This is a genomic window from Streptococcus pseudopneumoniae (assembly GCF_038148935.1).
Taxonomy (GTDB): domain Bacteria; phylum Bacillota; class Bacilli; order Lactobacillales; family Streptococcaceae; genus Streptococcus; species Streptococcus pseudopneumoniae_U.
This window is the reverse complement of the sequence record NZ_JBBJZX010000034.1, coordinates 1-19,821: the sequence shown is the minus strand read 5'-3', so window position 1 is coordinate 19,821 and position 19,821 is coordinate 1. Positions and strand designations below refer to the sequence as shown.

General features: G+C 40.2%; 19 protein-coding genes. 4 read left to right on the top strand and 15 right to left on the bottom strand.

The genetic code is table 11. From position 1 onward, the window contains the following. The 10 genes from WKI42_RS05260 to WKI42_RS05215 all read right to left on the bottom strand — a co-directional run. Positions 1-1,349, bottom strand: a 1,349-nt coding sequence (locus tag WKI42_RS05260; RefSeq protein WP_368081366.1) for a lipase family protein, incomplete at its 3' end; no start/stop codon positions are given. Positions 1,350-1,678: 329 nt separating this feature from the next. After that, complete coding sequence (locus tag WKI42_RS05255) at positions 1,679-2,491, bottom strand: purine-nucleoside phosphorylase (protein WP_368081365.1); 813 nt, start codon at positions 2,489-2,491, stop codon at positions 1,679-1,681. Further along, a complete protein-coding gene (locus WKI42_RS05250; RefSeq protein ID WP_368081364.1) occupies positions 2,488-3,048 on the bottom strand; it encodes a DUF1697 domain-containing protein in 561 nt (186 codons plus the stop codon). The genes WKI42_RS05255 and WKI42_RS05250 overlap by 4 nt, the downstream gene beginning before the upstream one ends. Before the next feature lies 1 nt (position 3,049). Further along, positions 3,050-4,261, bottom strand: a complete 1,212-nt coding sequence (locus WKI42_RS05245; protein ID WP_368081363.1) for a phosphopentomutase — start codon at positions 4,259-4,261, stop codon at positions 3,050-3,052. A 13-nt stretch (positions 4,262-4,274) separates the two neighbouring features. After that, positions 4,275-4,958, bottom strand: coding sequence for a ribose-5-phosphate isomerase RpiA (rpiA, locus tag WKI42_RS05240; protein WP_368081362.1), 684 nt, complete (start codon positions 4,956-4,958; stop codon positions 4,275-4,277). Positions 4,959-5,239: 281 nt separating this feature from the next. Then, positions 5,240-6,112, bottom strand: coding sequence for an NAD(P)H-hydrate dehydratase (locus tag WKI42_RS05235; RefSeq protein ID WP_368081361.1), 873 nt, complete (start codon positions 6,110-6,112; stop codon positions 5,240-5,242). 14 nt (positions 6,113-6,126) lie between these two features. Continuing rightward, positions 6,127-6,948 carry a phosphate ABC transporter ATPase gene (locus WKI42_RS05230; RefSeq protein ID WP_368081360.1) on the bottom strand — a complete coding sequence of 274 codons (822 nt, stop codon included), beginning with the start codon at positions 6,946-6,948 and terminating at the stop codon, positions 6,127-6,129. A 136-nt stretch (positions 6,949-7,084) separates the two neighbouring features. Further along, positions 7,085-7,942 (bottom strand): bifunctional methylenetetrahydrofolate dehydrogenase/methenyltetrahydrofolate cyclohydrolase, encoded by an 858-nt coding sequence (locus tag WKI42_RS05225; RefSeq protein WP_368081359.1) that lies wholly within the window; start codon positions 7,940-7,942, stop codon positions 7,085-7,087. 153 nt (positions 7,943-8,095) lie between these two features. Beyond that, positions 8,096-8,830 (bottom strand): amino acid ABC transporter ATP-binding protein, encoded by a 735-nt coding sequence (locus WKI42_RS05220; RefSeq protein WP_368081358.1) that lies wholly within the window; start codon positions 8,828-8,830, stop codon positions 8,096-8,098. Further along, positions 8,830-9,513, bottom strand: coding sequence for an amino acid ABC transporter permease (locus WKI42_RS05215; RefSeq protein ID WP_001011642.1), 684 nt, complete (start codon positions 9,511-9,513; stop codon positions 8,830-8,832). The genes WKI42_RS05220 and WKI42_RS05215 overlap by 1 nt, the downstream gene beginning before the upstream one ends. Positions 9,514-9,703: 190 nt before the next feature. Here WKI42_RS05215 and WKI42_RS05210 point away from each other — a divergent pair, with 190 nt between their 5' ends. The 4 genes from WKI42_RS05210 (at position 9,704) to WKI42_RS05195 (ending at position 13,362) form a co-directional block, all read left to right on the top strand. Further along, a complete protein-coding gene (locus tag WKI42_RS05210; protein WP_000443570.1) occupies positions 9,704-9,934 on the top strand; it encodes a DUF1797 family protein in 231 nt (76 codons plus the stop codon). A gap of 228 nt (positions 9,935-10,162) precedes the next feature. Further along, a complete protein-coding gene (locus WKI42_RS05205; protein ID WP_368081357.1) occupies positions 10,163-12,421 on the top strand; it encodes an ATP-dependent Clp protease ATP-binding subunit in 2,259 nt (752 codons plus the stop codon). Positions 12,422-12,551: 130 nt separating this feature from the next. Further along, positions 12,552-13,004, top strand: a complete 453-nt coding sequence (locus WKI42_RS05200) for an NUDIX hydrolase (RefSeq protein ID WP_368081356.1) — start codon at positions 12,552-12,554, stop codon at positions 13,002-13,004. 58 nt (positions 13,005-13,062) lie between these two features. Then, positions 13,063-13,362, top strand: coding sequence for a DUF1827 family protein (locus tag WKI42_RS05195; RefSeq protein ID WP_000767197.1), 300 nt, complete (start codon positions 13,063-13,065; stop codon positions 13,360-13,362). 185 nt (positions 13,363-13,547) lie between these two features. Here WKI42_RS05195 and ezrA read toward each other — a convergent pair whose 3' ends face one another. The 5 genes from ezrA to WKI42_RS05170 form a co-directional block, all read right to left on the bottom strand. Further along, positions 13,548-15,275 carry a septation ring formation regulator EzrA gene (ezrA, locus tag WKI42_RS05190; protein ID WP_368081355.1) on the bottom strand — a complete coding sequence of 576 codons (1,728 nt, stop codon included), beginning with the start codon at positions 15,273-15,275 and terminating at the stop codon, positions 13,548-13,550. 82 nt (positions 15,276-15,357) lie between these two features. Beyond that, the gene (gyrB, locus tag WKI42_RS05185; protein WP_368081354.1) at positions 15,358-17,304 is read right to left on the bottom strand and encodes a DNA topoisomerase (ATP-hydrolyzing) subunit B; all 1,947 of its coding nucleotides are present in this window, start codon (positions 17,302-17,304) and stop codon (positions 15,358-15,360) included. Positions 17,305-17,318: 14 nt separating this feature from the next. Next, positions 17,319-17,882 (bottom strand): HAD family hydrolase, encoded by a 564-nt coding sequence (locus tag WKI42_RS05180; RefSeq protein WP_368081367.1) that lies wholly within the window; start codon positions 17,880-17,882, stop codon positions 17,319-17,321. Positions 17,883-17,966: 84 nt separating this feature from the next. Further along, positions 17,967-18,521, bottom strand: coding sequence for a DJ-1 family glyoxalase III (locus WKI42_RS05175; RefSeq protein WP_368081353.1), 555 nt, complete (start codon positions 18,519-18,521; stop codon positions 17,967-17,969). Positions 18,522-18,531: 10 nt separating this feature from the next. Continuing rightward, positions 18,532-19,755, bottom strand: a complete 1,224-nt coding sequence (locus WKI42_RS05170; RefSeq protein WP_368081352.1) for an FtsW/RodA/SpoVE family cell cycle protein — start codon at positions 19,753-19,755, stop codon at positions 18,532-18,534. Positions 19,756-19,821: the final 66 nt, after the last annotated feature.

Sequence of the window (19,821 nt, the reverse complement as noted above, 5' to 3'; positions counted from 1 at the left end):
CGTGAATTACCTGTAAATGTAACAATATCACGATCGTTATGAATCAAGGGAGTCACAACATTGTCATTATCAACCACATAATGCTTAATTTTCCCACTAACAGCTAATTTACGGCTTTCCAAACCAACATCCCAGAAACCATTCTTAGCATTCCAAACAGTTCTGGAAGTAATCACTTTAGGAGCACTGAAAGTCGTCACTTTCCGCAATACATGGTTATAAAAATCAGGATATTTTTGGTAAGCTTCCACCGCTGCAATCTGAGCTAGGTAGCCTCCAAGAGAATGACCTGTCATATACAACTTGGTAATACTTGTATCCTTGGCTAATTCCCCAACAACCTTACGGATATCATCCGCTTGAGCTGGTTTATTTCCACCAAATAAAACCAAATCTGCACTTAAATCCTTGGCGTCATTAACTCGCGTTCCACGAATAGCCAACATGTGCACCGTTCCATCTTTGAGATAAGGAAGGTCGCTCTTGGTCTCAAATAAGAAAGCATCCAGACCACTATCTGTATGGTAGGCTTTTTTCATTTTCCAGAAAGGAGCCAATTCATTGTGCATGAGTTTGTATTCTTGACGGTCAAGATACAGACTAGGGAAAGGATTCTTATGATCTAAAATTTTCTCAATATAATCATCGTCTCGATAGGCTAACTCCATAAAGAGAAGAGAATCACGGTCTGTGACATACCATTCTTTCTTATTGTCATCTTCTCCATCTGCCAAACCATCCCCATCACTGTCTGCTAGCAAGGGATGACTGTTATATCCTAGATAATCCTTACCATCTTTGTTGTAAACATAAAGTTCATCTTTGTTTTTGATGCCATCTTGGTCATCATCCCCTTCCAAATCAAGAACTTTTTCACCATAGAGAGATTCATCAATCAAATCATTTTCTAAATGCAATTCCCCTTTGGAAATCTTCACCAAATCTTCTGCTGTTAAAGAACGAGTATTTGTTGGTTTTTCTGTCACAACTTCTTCTTTAGTTTCTTCTACAGGAGCAAGAATAGGTGAGTCTTGAACTGGCTCTGTTATCTCCACTTTTGACTCTTCCCTTTTGTTTTCAAGAACTTCACTTGCTTCCGGAAGCGTTTGAGGAGCTAGTCTTGGCTCCTCTTTAAGAGGAGTTTCTACTTTTGGAGCAACATTTTCTGGCTCTCTCAATTCCTCCTTAGAATCTAGCACTCTTGTTGCCACTTCAGATGTTACATCTTGTTTTAGTTCATTGGCTGAAATTCCAGCTGGAGCTAGAAATGCGAAGCCGACTGCAACAGATACAACTCCGATACTTAATTTTTTTATGCCAAAGCGCATAATTCGTTGACCAATTTTCATTATTCTTTATCTTTCTTTTCGTTTATTTGTAAGCAGACTCAAGCGAAATCTCCTTGTCCCCTATATAGGACAAGGCTAAGAAATTCAGAAAGTAAATTCATTCTTATCTCTTCTTATCATCCTAGTCTGCTTGGCTAGGAAGCTAACGCTAGTATCCTAGAATCTTGTCTTTCACAATGCTGGCTATCAGATCAAACATACCTATTCTTCCGCTTCTTTCATTTATAAGAGCAGGAAGAACCTCATAGTATACTTATATTTCTTCTTTGATCCTGATAGGCAGTCAATCATGAAAAGGTAGAGGCATTCCCCCTTTTAAATCTTTTTTCTTACAATTCTGCAAGAATAGCTTTAAGCAAGCCCTTGAAGTCACCTTTAACACGTTCGGTTACTTCCACAACTTCTTCGTGGTTGAGTTCTTCTTGGAAACCAGCCGCAAAGTTAGTAATACATGAAATTCCCAAAACTTTTAAACCTGAGTGGGCTGCCACGATCACTTCAGGAACAGTGGACATACCAACTGCATCTGCTCCCAGTGTCTTATAGGCACGAATCTCTGCTGGTGTTTCATAAGTTGGACCAGTTACACCGATATAGACACCTTCATCAAGCTTGATACCAAGTTTTTTAGCCACTTCATAGGCAGTAGCACGGTATTCTGGAGTGTAGGCCTTAGACATATCTGGGAAACGAGGACCAAAGTCATCCAAGTTTTCACCCATCAATGGATTTTGACCTGTCATATTGATATGGTCTGAGATAGCCATCAAAGTACCAGGGCCATATCCAATACCACCAGCAGCATTGGTTACAATAACACCTTCACATCCAAGAACTTTCATGACACGTACTGGGAAAGTCACGACTTCCAGAGGATTTCCTTCGTAGAAATGGAAACGCCCTTGAAGAGCCAAAACCTTGCGACCTGCAAGTTCACCATATACTAATTTACCAGCGTGACCGACTACTGTTGAACGGCCCCAGTTTGGAATTTCAGCATAGTCTACTACAACTGGATTTTCGATTTCTTCTGCAAGTTCTCCAAGTCCTGACCCAAGGATTAGACCGAACTCAGGCGCTTGAATTCCCTTGTCTTTCAGGAAGGCAGCTGTTTCATTGATTTTATCTAAAAATGTTGTCATTGTATGTCCCCTTTATTATTTTTTAGCATTTGACCGATTTTGTCAAAGGTTTTTGCATTGCGAATGGTAATGTGGCGATAGAAAGGCATCTTGAGCAAGTACTTATGATAGGCAGTCTTAGAGTAAGATTCTTCAGAGAATTTTCCCCAAAAAATACCAAGTTTTCCAAAATGAAGAACTTCATCTTCCAGTTTTAAACTGTCTACTTTCTCGATGACTTGATCCACATCCAAACCTTCAGTGTAAAAGAGAACGTCTTTTCTTGCCAAGTCTTCATTCCACCAAGCTGGTAGACTCTCAAGTTCGTCTTCATAGTCTTCTTGACTCAGTAAAGAAAACCTCTGAATAAATGGATAACGAGTCCCAAAGAAAGTCTCTAACTTTTCAACCAATTGGGCTTTGGAATCTATCGAAGTAAAGAAAATATTGCCACTGTTGATGTAGCTTTCAACCTTTTCCAGTCCCAAGTCTGTCAATTCTTGACGAAGCTCCGCCATGACGACCTTATTCTTACCACCAACATTGATGCCTCTCACCAGCAAAGCATAGCGCGTCATCTTATACCAATTTATCTAAGAAACTTTCCCCAATCATGGCAGTTTCCACACCAAAGTTATCGGCAACAGTCGCTGAAATATCGGCAAAATGTCCTACTGGAATGACACCATTTCCTTTAAAAGCAGGACTGTAAGCCAACAATGGGATATATTCGCGAGTGTGGTCTGTTCCTGCGTAAGTTGGGTCGTTCCCGTGGTCCGCAGTAATCAAGAGAAGGTCGTTCTCTCGCATGGCTACGATAATCTCAGGTAAGCGTTCATCAAACTCATGCAAGCAATCACGGTAACCGTGAGCATTACGACGGTGACCGTAAAGGGCATCAAAGTCAACCAAGTTTGTGAATGAGAATCCTTTTTCAAACTCAGCAAGGCCCATGGTCTTCAATAGTGTATCAATTCCGTGGCTGTTTGACTTGTTGTGACCCATGTCATGGTTGATACCGGCACCGTTAAAGATGTCGTTGATTTTACCAACAGCATAAGTATCGATACCAGCTTCATTCAATTTATCCAAAACAGTTGGGGCAAATGGAGATACAGCCAAGTCACGACGGTTTGCCGTACGAGTGAAGTTACCTGGTTCACCTACATAAGGACGGGCAATGATACGTCCTAAAAGGGCAGGACGCTCAAGGGTAATCGAACGAGCGTATTCACAGATACGGTACAATTCATCCAGAGGAATGATGTCTTCGTGGGCAGCAATTTGCAAAACAGGGTCAGCTGAAGTATAGATAATCAACTCTCCAGTTTCCATTTGACGTGGTCCAAAATCGTCGATAACAGCTGTACCTGAGTAAGGTTTGTTTGCTTCACGAATGACCTTGCGTCCTGAGAATTCTTCGATTTTTGTCAAGATTTCTTCTGGGAATCCGTTCCAGAAAGTATCGAAAGGCTCGGTAATGTTGAGTCCCATGATTTCCCAGTGTCCAGTCATGGTATCCTTACCAAGGGATACTTCTTCCAATTTTGTTGCATATCCAGTTGGATTGCTTTCTGCCGGTACAGTCTTAAGAGGAGTTTCACGAGGAATATTTCCAAGACCGATTTTAGTCATGTTTGGGACATTCAAACCAACTGTTTTTGAAATGTGTCCCAGTGTGTCAGAAGCTCCATCTGGAACCCCTGCATTGACAAAGTTATTAGCATCTGGTGCTGCACCGATTCCTACAGAATCCAGTACCACCAAATGAATACGATTAAATTTAGACATCTTATGCCCCCTTCTATTTTTCTTTTCTTGAGGTTAAAATCTGAACCCCATCTCGTCCAGCAACAATGACCTTGCCCACCATTTGGTTGAATAAACCGTGCTCTACAACACCAACGACATGGTCCAATTCTTGTCCGAAAGCAATTGGATTTTCAATGACATCCAAGGCAAGATCGATGATAAAATTCTGCATATCCGTCACAAAACGTTGGCCGTCTTTTTCACGGAAACTTGGTTTGTAGCCAGCTCGTTCAAAATGACGAAAGACCTGCTCTGCACCATACTGAACCACTTCTACTGGCAATTTAAAAGCACCTAGTTTTTCGACCAGCTTGCTTTCATCCACCACCCAAATGTATTCTTTTGATGGTGTTGCGACCACCTTTTCCATCAGAAGAGCACCACCACCGCCTTTGATTCCGTTAAACTGACTATCCACTTCATCCGCGCCATCAACCGTCACATCAACCAAGTCTACTTGGTCAATAGACTTGAGCGGGATATTAAGGCCTTCTGCCTGTTTAGTGGTCACACTAGAAGTTGTTACAGCTGTAATCTGCAATCCTTCTTCCTTGATACGACGACCGATTTCTTCGACAAAATAATAGGCAGTCGATCCTGTTCCAAGTCCAACGACCATTCCATCGCTCACGAACTCAGCAGCCTTGATACCTGCCATTTTCTTCAGATTTTCCACCGATTTACCTCCATCATTCTCAGTTCTTATTCTACTATGAAACCGCTTTTTATTCAAGTAAAAACATCAAATCTACATTTTTCATCAATCTTTCTTTGAAAATATGCATTTTCTTTTTACCAAACGAATAAAAATGAGTTTATCTTTTATGTATTTGATTTGTTCATCTCTTTCCAGTTCCAAAAATAAGAGCTTAACTTTGATACGTCTAGTTTAGCATTAAAGCAGGCGCATTTCAAGAATCATAAATTAAGAGAAGGAAGTAGGTTTATCTGTCTATTTTAAACGAGTTTATCTTTGCTTACCCTCTCTTTTTGACAAATAATTTTCATTACTTTAGGAAGACAATTACTAATCTCCGTTGGCAAAACCACATAATCTTCTTGAGCTAGTTCTTGGGCAATAGCTGAATGAAGATGGGTCGCTACTGCCACACGCTCGTAGAGACTGGCCTGTCGGAATTGGCCCACAAATCCTGCAATCATCCCAGCAAGCGTATCTCCCATTCCCCCTGTCGCCTGATAGGGACCGCCAACCTGTAACTGGTAATAATCAGACTGACCAGCTTGCCAAATACGAGTAGCTGGACCTTTCTCTACCAAAATTGTTCCTTGAGGGAAGGAAGTTAGGGCACTAGCCGTTGCATCTTCCTTTTGCTTTTCAATAGCAATATCAGACAGCTTTTCCCATTCTTTTTGGTGGGGAGTTAGGATAAGCGGGTTAGATGGAAATGACAAACTTGTCCTAGCAAGAATGGTCAAGGCACCTCCATCTACAATCAAAATCTGATTTTGGCTTAAATTAACAAAGACTTGTTTTACTAGATCTTCTCCAAAAGCATCGTCTCGTAAACCAGGTCCCAGCAAGACAACTTCTGCCTTCCCCAATTGCTCTTTTAACAACTGCTGGTCTTGAAGAGAAAAGGCCATAGCCTCAGGTAAATGGCTGTGCAGAGCTGGAATATTTTCCCTGTCCGTTCCAACGGTCACCAATCCTGCACCACTCCTAACAGCAGCTAGTGCAGCCATAATGATAGCACCTCCATAAGGATAAGTACCACCCAGCAACAGCAAACGACCGTAGTCCCCTTTATGACTTGTACGAGAACGTTCAATAATAACTTTTTCTAGTAAGGTTTGATCAATCACTTTCATCCTTTTTTCCTCAACTATCCTTTACCTGATCGTTTTAAAACAATCCGATATACTTTTTTAACCCACTCCTCCAAACCTTCTCCATCATGGTCAAGATAATACACCCTATCCAGTAATTGACTTGGAATAATATTTTCAAATTGGCTCTTATTATGAGTTGGAATAATGCAAATATACAACTCACTAAATAAATCCAATATGTCCTTAATTTTTGCAACATGGTAGCCATCAAAAATATAACCAGTAAGTTTAATCAAATCTGTATAGATAAAATGAAAACTCACTCCAGGAATAAACTTGTCTTGTAATTCTTTCTCTGAAGGAGCTCGACCTAATAAACGCTCCATCGCTAATCGATAACCAGAACTTGTATTTGACCACCCTAACATGACATAGTCAAAATAATCTATCGGATCCGATGCAGCATTTCGACTATCCAAAACCAACTCCTCAGCATCTCGCCCAAAGGCTTTCACAGCAGATAAGAGCTGACCTGTTTTAAAGATAGAAATCGCTGTATCTATAGTCGTAGTATGACTACAGTAGTCTGAAGTCACTAACCTCTTATGTAGATCATAAGTCGAGGCTACTATTTTATTTGTAGGGATAAATGGTGGCAGAAAGGGATTCTGAAAGATGTAATCTAAAATCTCTTTTTTTAAACAAGAATCAGCACACTCAATACTTGTTTGACGTTTATGAAGTTTTTCGTAAGCTATAAATTTAGCAATTTTTTCTAATTCCCATTCTTGAATATTTGGATAATCAATTAGTGCTAAGTAGTATATTCCATCCCATTGTAAACTATATTCCCCATTATAAATTTTTAATATCATCTAATCACCTCACTCCATTATACAACAAAAAGGAGGCGCAGACCTCCTTTTGTAATCTTATATCTAAAATTTAATATTCATTTCTGCCATTTCAGATATAGCTATAGAAAATACACTCTCTTCAGCGAATTTTCTCTTATTTTCTATCCAATGTCCGAAGTGCTGCTTGATAAGTTTGCTCCATCAGCATAGTAATGGTCATAGGACCGACACCTCCAGGAACTGGCGTAATATGGCTAGCAAGTGGGGCAACTGCCTCATAATCCACATCCCCACAGAGCTTACCATTTTCATCGCGGTTCATCCCAACGTCAATGACTACCGCACCTGGTTTGACAAAATCAGGAGTCACAAACTTAGCACGACCGATTGCAACAACCAGAATATCTGCTTTAGCAGCCACCTTGGCAAGATTATGAGTCCGTGAGTGAGTCAAGGTCACTGTTGCATTCTTGGCCAAAAGAAGCTGAGCCATGGGTTTTCCAACAATATTGGAACGACCGATGACGACCGCATTTTTACCTTCCAAATCAATCCCATATTCATGGAACATTTCCATAATCCCTGCAGGTGTTGATGGAATCATGACTGGATGTCCAGACCAAAGACGTCCCATATTTAGAGGATGGAAACCATCCACATCCTTTTCTGGGTCAATGGCTAATAAAACCACCTCTTCATCGATATGTTTTGGTAATGGTAACTGAACCAAAATCCCATGCCAAGCTGGATCTTGATTGTATTTATCAATCAAGTCTAACAATTCCTCTTGACTAATGGTCTCTGGAACTCGCACTACTTCGCTACGGAAACCAGCCGCAATAGCTGACCTCTCCTTGTTGCGAACGTAGACTTGGCTGGCTGGATTGTCCCCAACCAAAATCACTACCAAACCAGGCACTAGATCTGTTTCTTCCTTTAATTTTGTAGTCTTTTCAGCCAACTGCCCCTGCAATTTGGTCGCTAAAGCTTTCCCATCAATAATCTGTGTCATATCATTTCTCTTTTCTTTCAAATATCTTCCATTATACCAAAAACTGCTAGTCCCCTCTAACACTTCTTTCCTAGGCAATACTATAGTTTCAAACTATAAGAAAAAGCTCTGGTTGAGCTTTTCACTAATCTTGTCTTGAAATTTTAAAATAGATTATAAAACCTTACTCAAAAAGTCTTTAGTCCGTTGTTCTCGGGTTTGTTCAAAAATCTGTTCAGGTGTTCCATCTTCAACAACCACGCCGTCTGCCATAAAGATAACACGATCTGCCACCTCACGGGCAAATCCCATCTCATGTGTTACGATAACCATGGTCATTCCTGACTTGGCAAGGTCTTGCATAACAGCCAATACCTCACCTACCATCTCAGGGTCCAAGGCTGAAGTTGGCTCATCAAAGAGCAAAACATCAGGTTCCATGGCCAACCCACGCGCGATGGCAATCCGTTGTTGCTGGCCACCTGACAAACTCTGTGGATAAGCATCTGCCTTATCTGGCAAACCAACTTTTTCCAAAAGCTCTTGGGCTCTCTTCTCAGCAACAGCCTTGCTTTCACCTTTGGTCTTGATAGGTGACAAGGTGATATTTTCCATCACAGTCATATTAGGAAAGAGATTGAATTGTTGGAAAACCATGCCCATCTTCTCACGCATGGCAAACAGGTCATTCTTCTTGTCCGTAATATCAACTCCCTCAAAGATAACCTTCCCCTTGGTTGCTTCTTCCAACAAATTCATAGAGCGAAGCAAGGTAGATTTCCCGCTCCCTGAAGGACCGATGATAACGACAACTTCTCCTCTTTTAATCTCGAGGTTGATGCCCTTCAATACTTCATTCTTTCCAAATGATTTATGTAAATTTTCAATTTTTATCAAGGTTTCTGTCATTATTTTTTATCTCCTTGTCCCATACGTTTTTCAAAAGCTTTCAAGGCTACTGTCAAAATAGAGGTCATAATCAAGTAGTAAAAGGCTGCAAATAAAAGTGGTGTTAAAGGTAGATAAGTTGTTGTAGAAACTGTTGTAGCCCCATTCCACAATTCCATAACACCAATAGCTGATAAGAGGGAGCTGTCCTTGATAATGGTGATAAATTCGTTCCCCAATGCTGGCAAAATATTTTTGATGGCTTGTGGCAAAATCACATAGCGCATCGCATTTTTAGGACGAATCCCTAGCGAATAAGCCGCCTCTAACTGCCCCTTAGGAACCGCATTGATTCCAGCACGAACAGTCTCAGAAACATAAGCACCACTGTTCATAGAGATAATCAAAATCCCTGGAATCAGACGAGAAAGGTCAACACCCAAAATTCCAACCTGAATAGTCGGGGCATTGATATGCATAAGAGCAAAGGCAATCATAATCTGAACCATCATTGGCGTCCCACGGAAAATCCAAACGTACAAGTTAGCGAGCCAAACAAGCGGTTTAAACTTTGAACGTTGCCCAAAAGCCAAGACAACACCCAAAATAGTTCCCAAAAAGACAACACAGATAGAAATGAGAACCGTCACAACAGCCCCATAGTTAAAATAAGGTAAATACTTAGGTAAAAAAGAAAAATTCATAGTCACACTGCTTTCTAAAATAGAATACTGTATGATTATAACATGTATTGAATTAAAATTCAAACTTTTTATCCGATTTATTCAAAAAAACTTTCAGCTAGTAGAATTAGCGAGAAATCTTAGTTTTTTCTAGTCAAGTTGGCCTCCTTTATGGTAAAATAGTAACGATAAGAAATGAAGGAGAATCAAAATGGAATCACATTTGGTTAGAATCATCAACCGCCTTGAAGCAATGGCAAAAGATGGCGGAAATTTAAAACGTAATTTTGAACGCGAAGGAGTTGTTGTTGCAGAAGTTGCATACAGCCACGACGAAGAAAACGGCTCAATCTTTACCCTTCGTGATGTAGAAGCTCGCGAAACGTATACGTTTGATAGCATTGACTTGATTGCAATGGAGATTTACGAACTCCTTTACTAATACAAAACAAGCTGGGATTACACCCTGCATGTCTAACCAAAATCCTTTTTGTCTCACAAATAGGATTTTTTTAGTCCAAATTCACAAAAATTTTCATTATAACAACTTCTCAAAGCTACAATCTTTTTACTTGCTTTACACCCCAATCCTGTTATAATGAGAGTATAGAAATTTGACTATTTTTGACCATTAAACAGGTCAGGCTAAAGAAAGAAATGAGGTAGATGTATGCTTTGTCAAAACTGTAAAATTAACGACTCAACAATTCATCTTTACACCAATCTCAATGGAAAACAAAAACAAATTGACCTCTGTCAAAACTGCTACAAGATTATCAAAACAGATCCTAACAATAGCCTCTTTAAAGGTATGACGGATCTGAACAATCGTGACTTTGATCCCTTTGGTGATTTCTTCAATGACCTAAACAATTTCAGACCTTCTAGCAATACTCCTCCTATTCCCCCAACCCAATCAGGTGGAGGTTATGGTGGAAACGGCGGTTATGGTTCCCAAAATCGTGGTTCTGCTCAAACTCCACCACCAAGCCAAGAAAAAGGCCTGCTAGAAGAATTTGGTATCAACGTAACTGAGATTGCCCGTCGTGGAGACATTGACCCCGTTATCGGGCGCGACGATGAGATTATCCGTATCATCGAAATTCTCAATCGTAGAACCAAGAATAATCCTGTTCTTATCGGTGAACCAGGTGTCGGAAAAACAGCCGTTGTCGAAGGTCTAGCTCAGAAAATCGTTGATGGCGATGTTCCACATAAACTCCAAGGTAAACAAGTCATCCGTCTGGATGTGGTTAGCCTGGTCCAAGGAACGGGTATCCGAGGACAATTTGAAGAACGCATGCAAAAACTCATGGAAGAAATTCGCAAACGTGAGGATATTATCCTCTTTATCGATGAAATCCATGAAATTGTTGGTGCAGGTTCTGCGAGTGATGGTAATATGGACGCAGGAAATATCCTCAAGCCAGCCCTTGCTCGTGGGGAACTGCAACTGGTCGGCGCTACTACTCTCAATGAATACCGTATCATTGAAAAGGATGCTGCCCTAGAGCGTCGTATGCAGCCTGTCAAAGTTGATGAACCAACAGTGGAAGAAACAATCACTATCCTCAAAGGCATTCAAAAGAAATACGAAGACTACCACCACGTTCAGTATACCGATGCTGCGATTGAAGCAGCTGCAACTCTTTCCAATCGTTACATCCAAGATCGCTTCTTACCTGACAAGGCCATTGACCTCCTAGATGAAGCTGGTTCTAAGATGAACTTGACCTTGAATTTTGTGGATCCTAAAGTAATTGATCAACGCTTGATTGAGGCTGAAAATCTTAAATCTCAAGCTACACGAGAGGAAGATTTTGAGAAGGCCGCCTACTTCCGTGACCAGATTGCCAAGTATAAGGAAATGCAAAAGAAAAAAGTCACAGACCAAGATACTCCTATCATCAGTGAGAAAACCATTGAGCACATTATCGAGCAGAAAACCAATATTCCTGTTGGCGATTTGAAAGAGAAAGAACAATCTCAACTCATCCATCTAACCGAAGATCTCAAGTCTCATGTTATTGGGCAAGACGATGCAGTCGATAAGATTGCCAAAGCTATTCGCCGGAATCGTGTCGGTCTCGGTACGCCAAACCGTCCAATTGGAAGCTTCCTCTTTGTCGGACCAACTGGTGTCGGTAAGACAGAACTTTCCAAACAACTAGCTATCGAACTCTTTGGTTCTGCTGACAGCATGATTCGCTTTGACATGAGTGAATACATGGAAAAACACAGTGTAGCTAAGTTGGTCGGCGCCCCTCCAGGTTATGTTGGCTACGATGAGGCTGGGCAATTAACTGAAAAAGTCCGCCGTAATCCCTACTCACTTATCCTCTTGGATGAAGTGGAAAAAGCCCATCCAGATGTTATGCACATGTTTCTACAAGTCTTAGACGATGGTCGTTTGACAGATGGGCAAGGACGTACCGTTAGCTTCAAGGATGCCATCATCATCATGACTTCAAATGCAGGTACAGGTAAGGCAGAAGCCAGCGTTGGATTTGGGGCAGCTCGCGAAGGACGTACCAATTCTGTTCTCGGTGAACTCGGAAACTTCTTTAGCCCAGAGTTTATGAACCGTTTTGATGGCATTATCGAATTTAAGGCTCTCAGCAAGGACAACCTCCTTCAGATTGTCGAGCTCATGCTAGCAGATGTTAACAAACGTCTTTCTAGCAACAACATTCATTTAAATGTAACTGACAAGGTCAAGGAAAAGTTGGTTGACCTCGGTTATGATCCAAAAATGGGAGCACGCCCACTTCGCCGCACTATTCAAGACTATGTTGAAGACGCAATCACTGACTACTACCTTGAAAATCCAAGTGAAAAAGACCTAAAGGCAGTTATGACCAGCAAGGGCAACATTCAAATCAAATCTGCCAAAAAAGCTGAAGTGAAAGCTTCTGAAACAGAAAAATAAATACTATATAAAAGAAGTGGAAAATGAAAATTTTCTGCTTCTTTTTTACTAAAATAACTGTAATTTCTTGACAGCTTGCCCTTTGTCCATTATGATAATAATAACGATACTAGATAATGAGGAAAATGCAATGGCAAACCCAACTTTCGGAGAAAAAAAAGCGAATACAGACTATGTTGCACGCTATGGAGTGTATGCAGTTATCCCCGACGCTAAACAAAAACAAATTGTTCTTGTTCAAGCACCTAATGGTGCTTGGTTCTTACCAGGTGGCGAAATTGAATCAGGTGAAAATCATCAGGAAGCCCTAAAGCGTGAATTGATTGAAGAGCTTGGTTTCACAGCTGAAATTGGTACCTATTACGGACAAGCTGACGAATATTTCTACTCTCGTTACCGTGACACCTACTACTACAATCCTGCTTACCTCTATGAAGCGACTTCTTTCAAAGAAGTACAAAAGCCACTAGAAGACTTTAATCATATTGCCTGGTTCCCTATTGACGAGGCTATTGAGAACCTTAAACGTGGTAGCCATAAATGGGCCATTCAATCTTGGAAAAAACAGCATAAGATTGACTAAATCAAGCGACTTTATTCAAAAAGTGCTATAATAGTATTAGAAAATCGGAGGAAATGTTATGAAGCTTATCAATACGACAAACTCACACTCGCAACTTGTAAAAAGCCAGCTAGAGAGTACAGATGCAACCCTTGTTGAGGTCTATTCTGCTGGAAATACTGATGTTATTTTTACCCAAGCTCCGCTTCACTATGAAATCCTCATCTCAAACAAACACCGTGCTATTCGAGAAACTGAAATCGAAGCCATCCAAGAGTTTTTCTTGAAACGTAAAATTGATAAGGACTCTATTGATGAGGCCAATATCAAAACCCTCTACTCAGAGAAATTGATTGGAATTTCAATCCCAATCAAATAAAGAAGTTGAGTAAAAACTCGATTTGAGAGAAAGTCCAATAAGTCTTTCCATAATAAAACGCATAGTAGCAAGAGTTTCTACACCCGCTATTATGCGTTTTTATCATTTTGAATCCTTTTGCTCACGATATTACTATAGAAAAAGATTTGATTCTGCTCCTCACACAATCAAATCTTTTTCTTTTATTAAAAACGAATCGTTTCACGTGTTTTCTCATATGAGATAACAAAGCGGTTGGTTACACCAGGCTCTGCCACTTCTAATGCTTGAGAAATCTTGTCAAATGAAGCGTGATAATCAAATTCTTTTTCAAAAATATCTAAAGCTTCGTTAAATGCTTCTTGAATGCGTTCATCAAATGAGCGATAGCGGTTAGAATATTGCAAGAGTTGCTCTGTCAAGGTTGCATACTGTACAATATTATAAGTTTCCGTTTCTAAAGCTTCCATATCATTCGTTGCAATTTCAAGAACTCGGGTAACAGATTCAATGTTAATCATTTTCTGTTCTAACTCAACCATTAAATCCTCGGTATTATTGCTTGCCGTAAAGAATAACTTCAAGAAAGTTTGTGGAATACCTGGCAGATTGCGTTTTTCCATGTATCGCTTGATAGTATGGAGACGATTGACATAAACATTGGCCTTTTGACGTGCATTGATATCATCTTTCTCAATTTGTGTCAGGCGCTCACTAACTGAAATTTGCTCATCTTCAATATCTTTTAGTTGAGTTTGTAAATCCTCAAGATTTTCTTCAAGAACTGAATAAGCTTGGGTTGGTTCTTCTTGATTTGAAGTTACCTCAACAATAGCTGCCTCAAAACTCTCTAATTCTGTCTGAATACGACGAACATGGCTTGCAGCTGTCTCAGGAAGTAAATAGGTCTTACTCAAACGTGCAATATCTTCTCCCAATAAAGTATTATTCTCTTTCATATGTTGAAGGTAAGTTGGAAGAGTTGCAAGTAGATTTTCCACTACTTTCTGAGCAGCAATTTCTCGAGTAAAAATACCATACAAGGCATTGATTTCCTCTTGTGCCTGTCCATTCTCATACTCGGCATTATCCAATTCCAACTGGCGAATATTCTCTTGGTTTTTCTTGAATGCTTCATAAAGCAAGTGGAAACGTGCTTCAATATCCGTTTCAACAAAATGATAATTAGCATCAATTAGTTTACGATAACCATCTTCTAAATCTTCTAGTTGATCTGGTAGCTCTTTAGATAATGTTGTTACAATTGCTGGTATACGATCAACAATATGTGTCAAAGCCAAGATATGATTTTCAGCATTATCCAAAATCACAGCAGCTTCTACTGGGTCACCCGATGAATTCAACGTTACAAATTGTGAAAATTCAGATTGGATATTTTCTAATTGTTTTTCAATTTCATCCAAGGCTTGACCATACTGTTCTGAATTTTCAGCAACTCTATGCTGAAGTTCCTCAAATAAATCCAAAGCATGAAGAACACGACCACTATTTTTAGATTCTTGCTTCTCTAAGTCTGCCAAAGCATTGCGAATTTCAGCAATATCTTCTTCAATCAAAGTAATTTGACTCTCAATTTGGTCAATTTGATGACTGGCCTTGAGAAAACGAAATGAATGGTTATAGCCTTCTGCTTCAAAAAGATTATTTTCAATATCGGCAAAAGAGTTGAGAGATAAATCGACCCATTTTTGATTCCATTCACGGAAAGCCACTTGACTTTGTCCAATCAAGTGCATATTTTTTACAGCTTCTACTTCATCATTTACTGGAAGATTGTATAGTTCTTCTTTTCTTTCTTCTAGCGCTTCTAATCTTCCCTCGTTTCGCTTACGTAGAAAGATTGCCACTACATAAGCCAGAACTAAAATGACTGCAATTGCAACCATTAAATAAATTAGTTGTCCATTAGACATATCAAACTCCTTTTTTTACTTGAAACAATCGTAATGATTATATCATATTTTTTAGACCAAGGGAACTACTTCTCCCGATTTTTTAGACATCAAGTGTACTATAAACGGCATTTTCCTCGATAAACTCACGACGAGGTTCTACTCGATCCCCCATCAACATATCAAAGATTTTATCTGCTTCTGCAGCATCATCCACAGAAACTCTAGCCATCAAGCGATGTTCGGGATCCATGGTTGTTTCCCACAACTGATGATCGTCCATTTCACCTAGCCCCTTATAACGCTGAATAGTTGGTTTGGCACGTCCTTCACTATGGCGAGCCAAGGCTTCTTGGAGTTTGATTTCTTGATCTGCACCTGGCTGGATGTATTCTTTAATCTCGCTTCCAACCTTGACACCATAGATTGGTGGTTGGGCGATATAAACATAACCAGCTTCTAGGATTGGTTTCATATAACGATAAATCAAGGTCAAAAGAAGGGTACGAATGTGGGCTCCATCGACATCGGCATCCGTCATCAAAACGAGTTTTTGGTAACGGGCTTTCGAAACATCAAATTCTGCGCCAAATCCTGTTCCCATGGCTGTGAAAAGACTACGAATTTCTTCGTTAGCTAGAATCTTATCCATACTTGCCTTTTCAACGTTCAAAATCTTACCGCGGATTGGAAGAATTGCCTGAAATTCACGGTTACGACCAGATTTTGCTGATCCACCAGCTGAGTCTCCTTCGACGATGAAGAGTTCTGTTTCAGCAGGATTGTTAGAAGAACAGTCTGCTAGTTTACCTGGAAGGTTGGAAATTTCCAAACCAGATTTTTTACGGGTGACTTCACGCGCACGCTTGGCAGCCACACGAGCCTTGGCAGCCAAAATCCCTTTTTCCACGATACGTTTGGCAATCTGTGGATTTTCCATGAGGAAATCGGAGAAGGCTTCACTGAAGAGGCGATTGGTAATCTTGACCACTTCGCTATTTCCCAACTTGGTCTTGGTTTGTCCTTCAAACTGTGGATTTGGGTGTTTAACCGAGATAACTGCAGTTAATCCTTCGCGGACATCTTCCCCAGTTAAATTATCTTCATTGTCTTTCAGTAACTTATTCTTACGAGCATAATCGTTGATAACACGTGTCAAGGCTGTACGGAAACCTTGTTCATGCGTTCCACCTTCATGGGTATGAATATTATTGGCGAAACTCATGACATTTTCATGGTAACCAGTTGTGTACTGCATGGCTACTTCAACTGTGATATCATCCATCTCACCATCTGTGTAGATTGGTGTATCAAAGATCACATCCTTGTTCTCATTGATATACTCAACGTAACTAGCAATTCCACCTTCATAATGGTAGTGCTTGGTTTGTTCCAAACCTTGACGCTTATCTGTGATGGAGATTTGAAGACCGCGATTTAGAAAGGCTAACTCTTGAATCCGTTTATTTAATTTATCAAAATCAAAGGTTGTTGTTTCAGCAAAGATTTCTGGGTCTGGTGTGAAGTGAACCGTTGTTCCAGTTCTATCTGTATCTCCGACTACCTCAAGGTCTGCGACAACATGACCACGACGGTATTCTTGGTAATGAATCTTACCGTTTTTGTGGACATGAACATCTAATTGAGTGGAAAGGGCGTTAACTACTGATGACCCTACTCCGTGAAGACCACCTGAGACCTTATAGCCGCCACCGCCGAATTTTCCTCCAGCATGAAGAACCGTAAAGACTGTCTCAACAGCAGGTCGGCCTGTTTTTTCCTGAATATCGACTGGGATACCACGCCCATCATCGACAACAGTAATCGAATCATCTGGCTCAATAAAGACTTGAATATGACTGGCAAATCCTGCCAGGGCCTCATCAATTGAGTTATCAACAATTTCCCAGACTAGATGGTGAAGACCTTCTTTTGAAGTTGACCCGATATACATCCCTGGACGCATCCGAACAGCCTCTAAGCCCTCTAAAACTTGAATTTGACTGGCATCATAATCCTGTGCCTGCAGATTTTTGATTTCTTCTGTCATCTTATTCCTTTTTCTTACATGTCTAATACTTGTCTTAAATTCACGATACTGGTAAACAAGTGGGTAGCTAGTCCAGCAGCTTGCCCTGCTTCAATATCAATCGGTCGATCACCTATAACAAGACCTGAGCTAATCTGATATTTTTCTCTTAAATAAAGCATGGATTCGGGATTTGGCTTTCTCTTAAAACCTGAGCTAGAAGTCACTACTTTCGTAAAATAGGTTGCTATAGAAGTTTTTTCTAAAATTTCTAAGACCTGATTATTTCGATGAGAGATCAAAAAATGACGCCCACCTTGTTTTGAAATATCTTCCAATAAGTCAGAAACTCCTTCAAATAAAATCGGGTGTTCTAGCTCTCTGGCTTCATTTTCTTTATATTTTTCTAAAAAATGCTCTAAGTTGGGAGCGAATGTCTCAATCGCAAAATCAGTAGAAACCTTTAAAGCCTGATAAACACTGTCATGGTCTTGTGTGATGCCATACAGTGCCAATGTTTCAACAAATGCAGCTGTTGAAGTTTCATAATTATCCAGTAAAGTTCCACCTAAATCCCAGATATAATCGTGATATTTCATACCTTTCATTATAGCATTTTTTTATGAAAAAAGCGATGATTTCCCTGATTTTTCCACCTAAAAAACGAGAGAACAACTCCCGTTTTACTGATTTTTACCAAAGACATCTCGATAGAGCATTCCTGTTCGTAAACTCTCTGCGTCCCCTCCTAGTTGGTCCACCAACTCGTAGGCAAAGGTAAGGGCTGTTGAAGGGCCTCGACTGGTTGTCAACTGACCATCTACCACTACTGTTTCCTTGACATATTGACCATCAATGATTTGCTCTTGAACGCCGTCATAACAAGTGTACTGCTTGTTTTTCAATATCCCTGCTTGATTGAGGGCAATTGGCGCAGCACAAATAGCTGCCAGTTTCTTCCCTTCTCGTTCGAAACTTTGCAATTCTTGCATCAAAGCCTGATTATCGCGCAAATGTGCAGAACCAGGCATCCCTCCAGGAAGGACAATCATATCATAGTCTGATAAATCTCCATCAAAGACATGATCTGCTCTTACTTGGATTGCGTGCGAACCTGTCACTTGCTCCTCAAAACCAACCATATCACAAGTAATATTTGCCCGACGCAAGACATCCACAACTGTCAAAGCTTCAATTTCTTCAAAGCCCTGAGCTAACATAACTGCTACTTTAACCATGATTTTCTCCTTATTTAATTTGTTTTAATACAACCTTTTTCCGTTTGAATGGGACTTTTCCGCTCTTTTCTTCAGCTAGATTAGTCTGGTAACTCATAGATAAAAGCAAGCCAACACCAATCAAATTACTGATAATAGCTGATCCCCCTTGCGAAATGAAAGGCAAGGGAATCCCAGTCAAAGGAAGTAAGCCAGTCACAGCACCGATATTCTCAAAGATGTGGAAGAGTAACATCATAATCAAACCTGTGGAAATATAGGTGTAGAACTGGTTATTTGATTTGATAGTAATCTTCAACATACGATAAATGAGCATAAGATAGAGGGCAATAACCACGACAGAGCCAATAAAGCCAAAATCTTCTGCAATGACCGTGAAAATCATATCCGACTCTCGAACTGGGATAAGCAGATTAGAAGCATTAAAACCTTGACCAAATAAACCACCGCTCCCAATGGCAATCTGCCCTTGAGCCTGCTGGTAAGTCGTTGTTTGGGCAAACTCAAAGGGATTGAGCCAAGCCAAAATCCGATTGATTTGGTAGGTCGGCATTCCAATCTGGTGAAGAAAAGCTCGTCCGTCCTTGCTAATAAAGATGGCTAAGAAACCAGCAACTCCTGTTACAGCAGTCACAAATACTGGGATAATAATTTTCCAAGAAACCCCTGATAATAAAACGATTCCTGAGAAAATGGCTACAAAAACCAAAGCCGTCCCTAAGTCACTTTGAAGTGCTAAAAGAACTAGGACTGGAATAGTAAAGAGAATCATCCAAAAAATTAACAAAAAGTCCAGCGGAACCGTGCGTCTCCATTCCTTATGTTTTTTGGTAAACTGGACAATGACACGAGCCAACATGAGGATATAGGATATCTTCATAAATTCTGACGGCTGGAACAAGGTAACACCATTTACCGATACCCAGTTTTTGGCACCCGTTGATGCAACTAGGCTTGGATTATAAAAGACAATTGGCAAGACCATGAGTCCCAAGCCTAAAATATACAGAAAGGGGGTTACTTTCCAAAGAAATTCTGTATTAAAGAGCATGACCACAAAACCAATCACAAGCCCCAAGGCAATCCAGGCGACCTGCTGCCCTAAAATGGGCAGAATATTGTTTGGATAATCATGACTAACAGCTATATAGATAGCCACCACGCCAATAACCAGTAGAAAAAATACTGGCAATAGCAAACTATAATCGACTCTTGAGTCGAGAGAACGTTTCATATACACTAACCTTATACTTTCATACAATACTATTTATCAAAGTTCATTTAAAAATTTATCAACAGC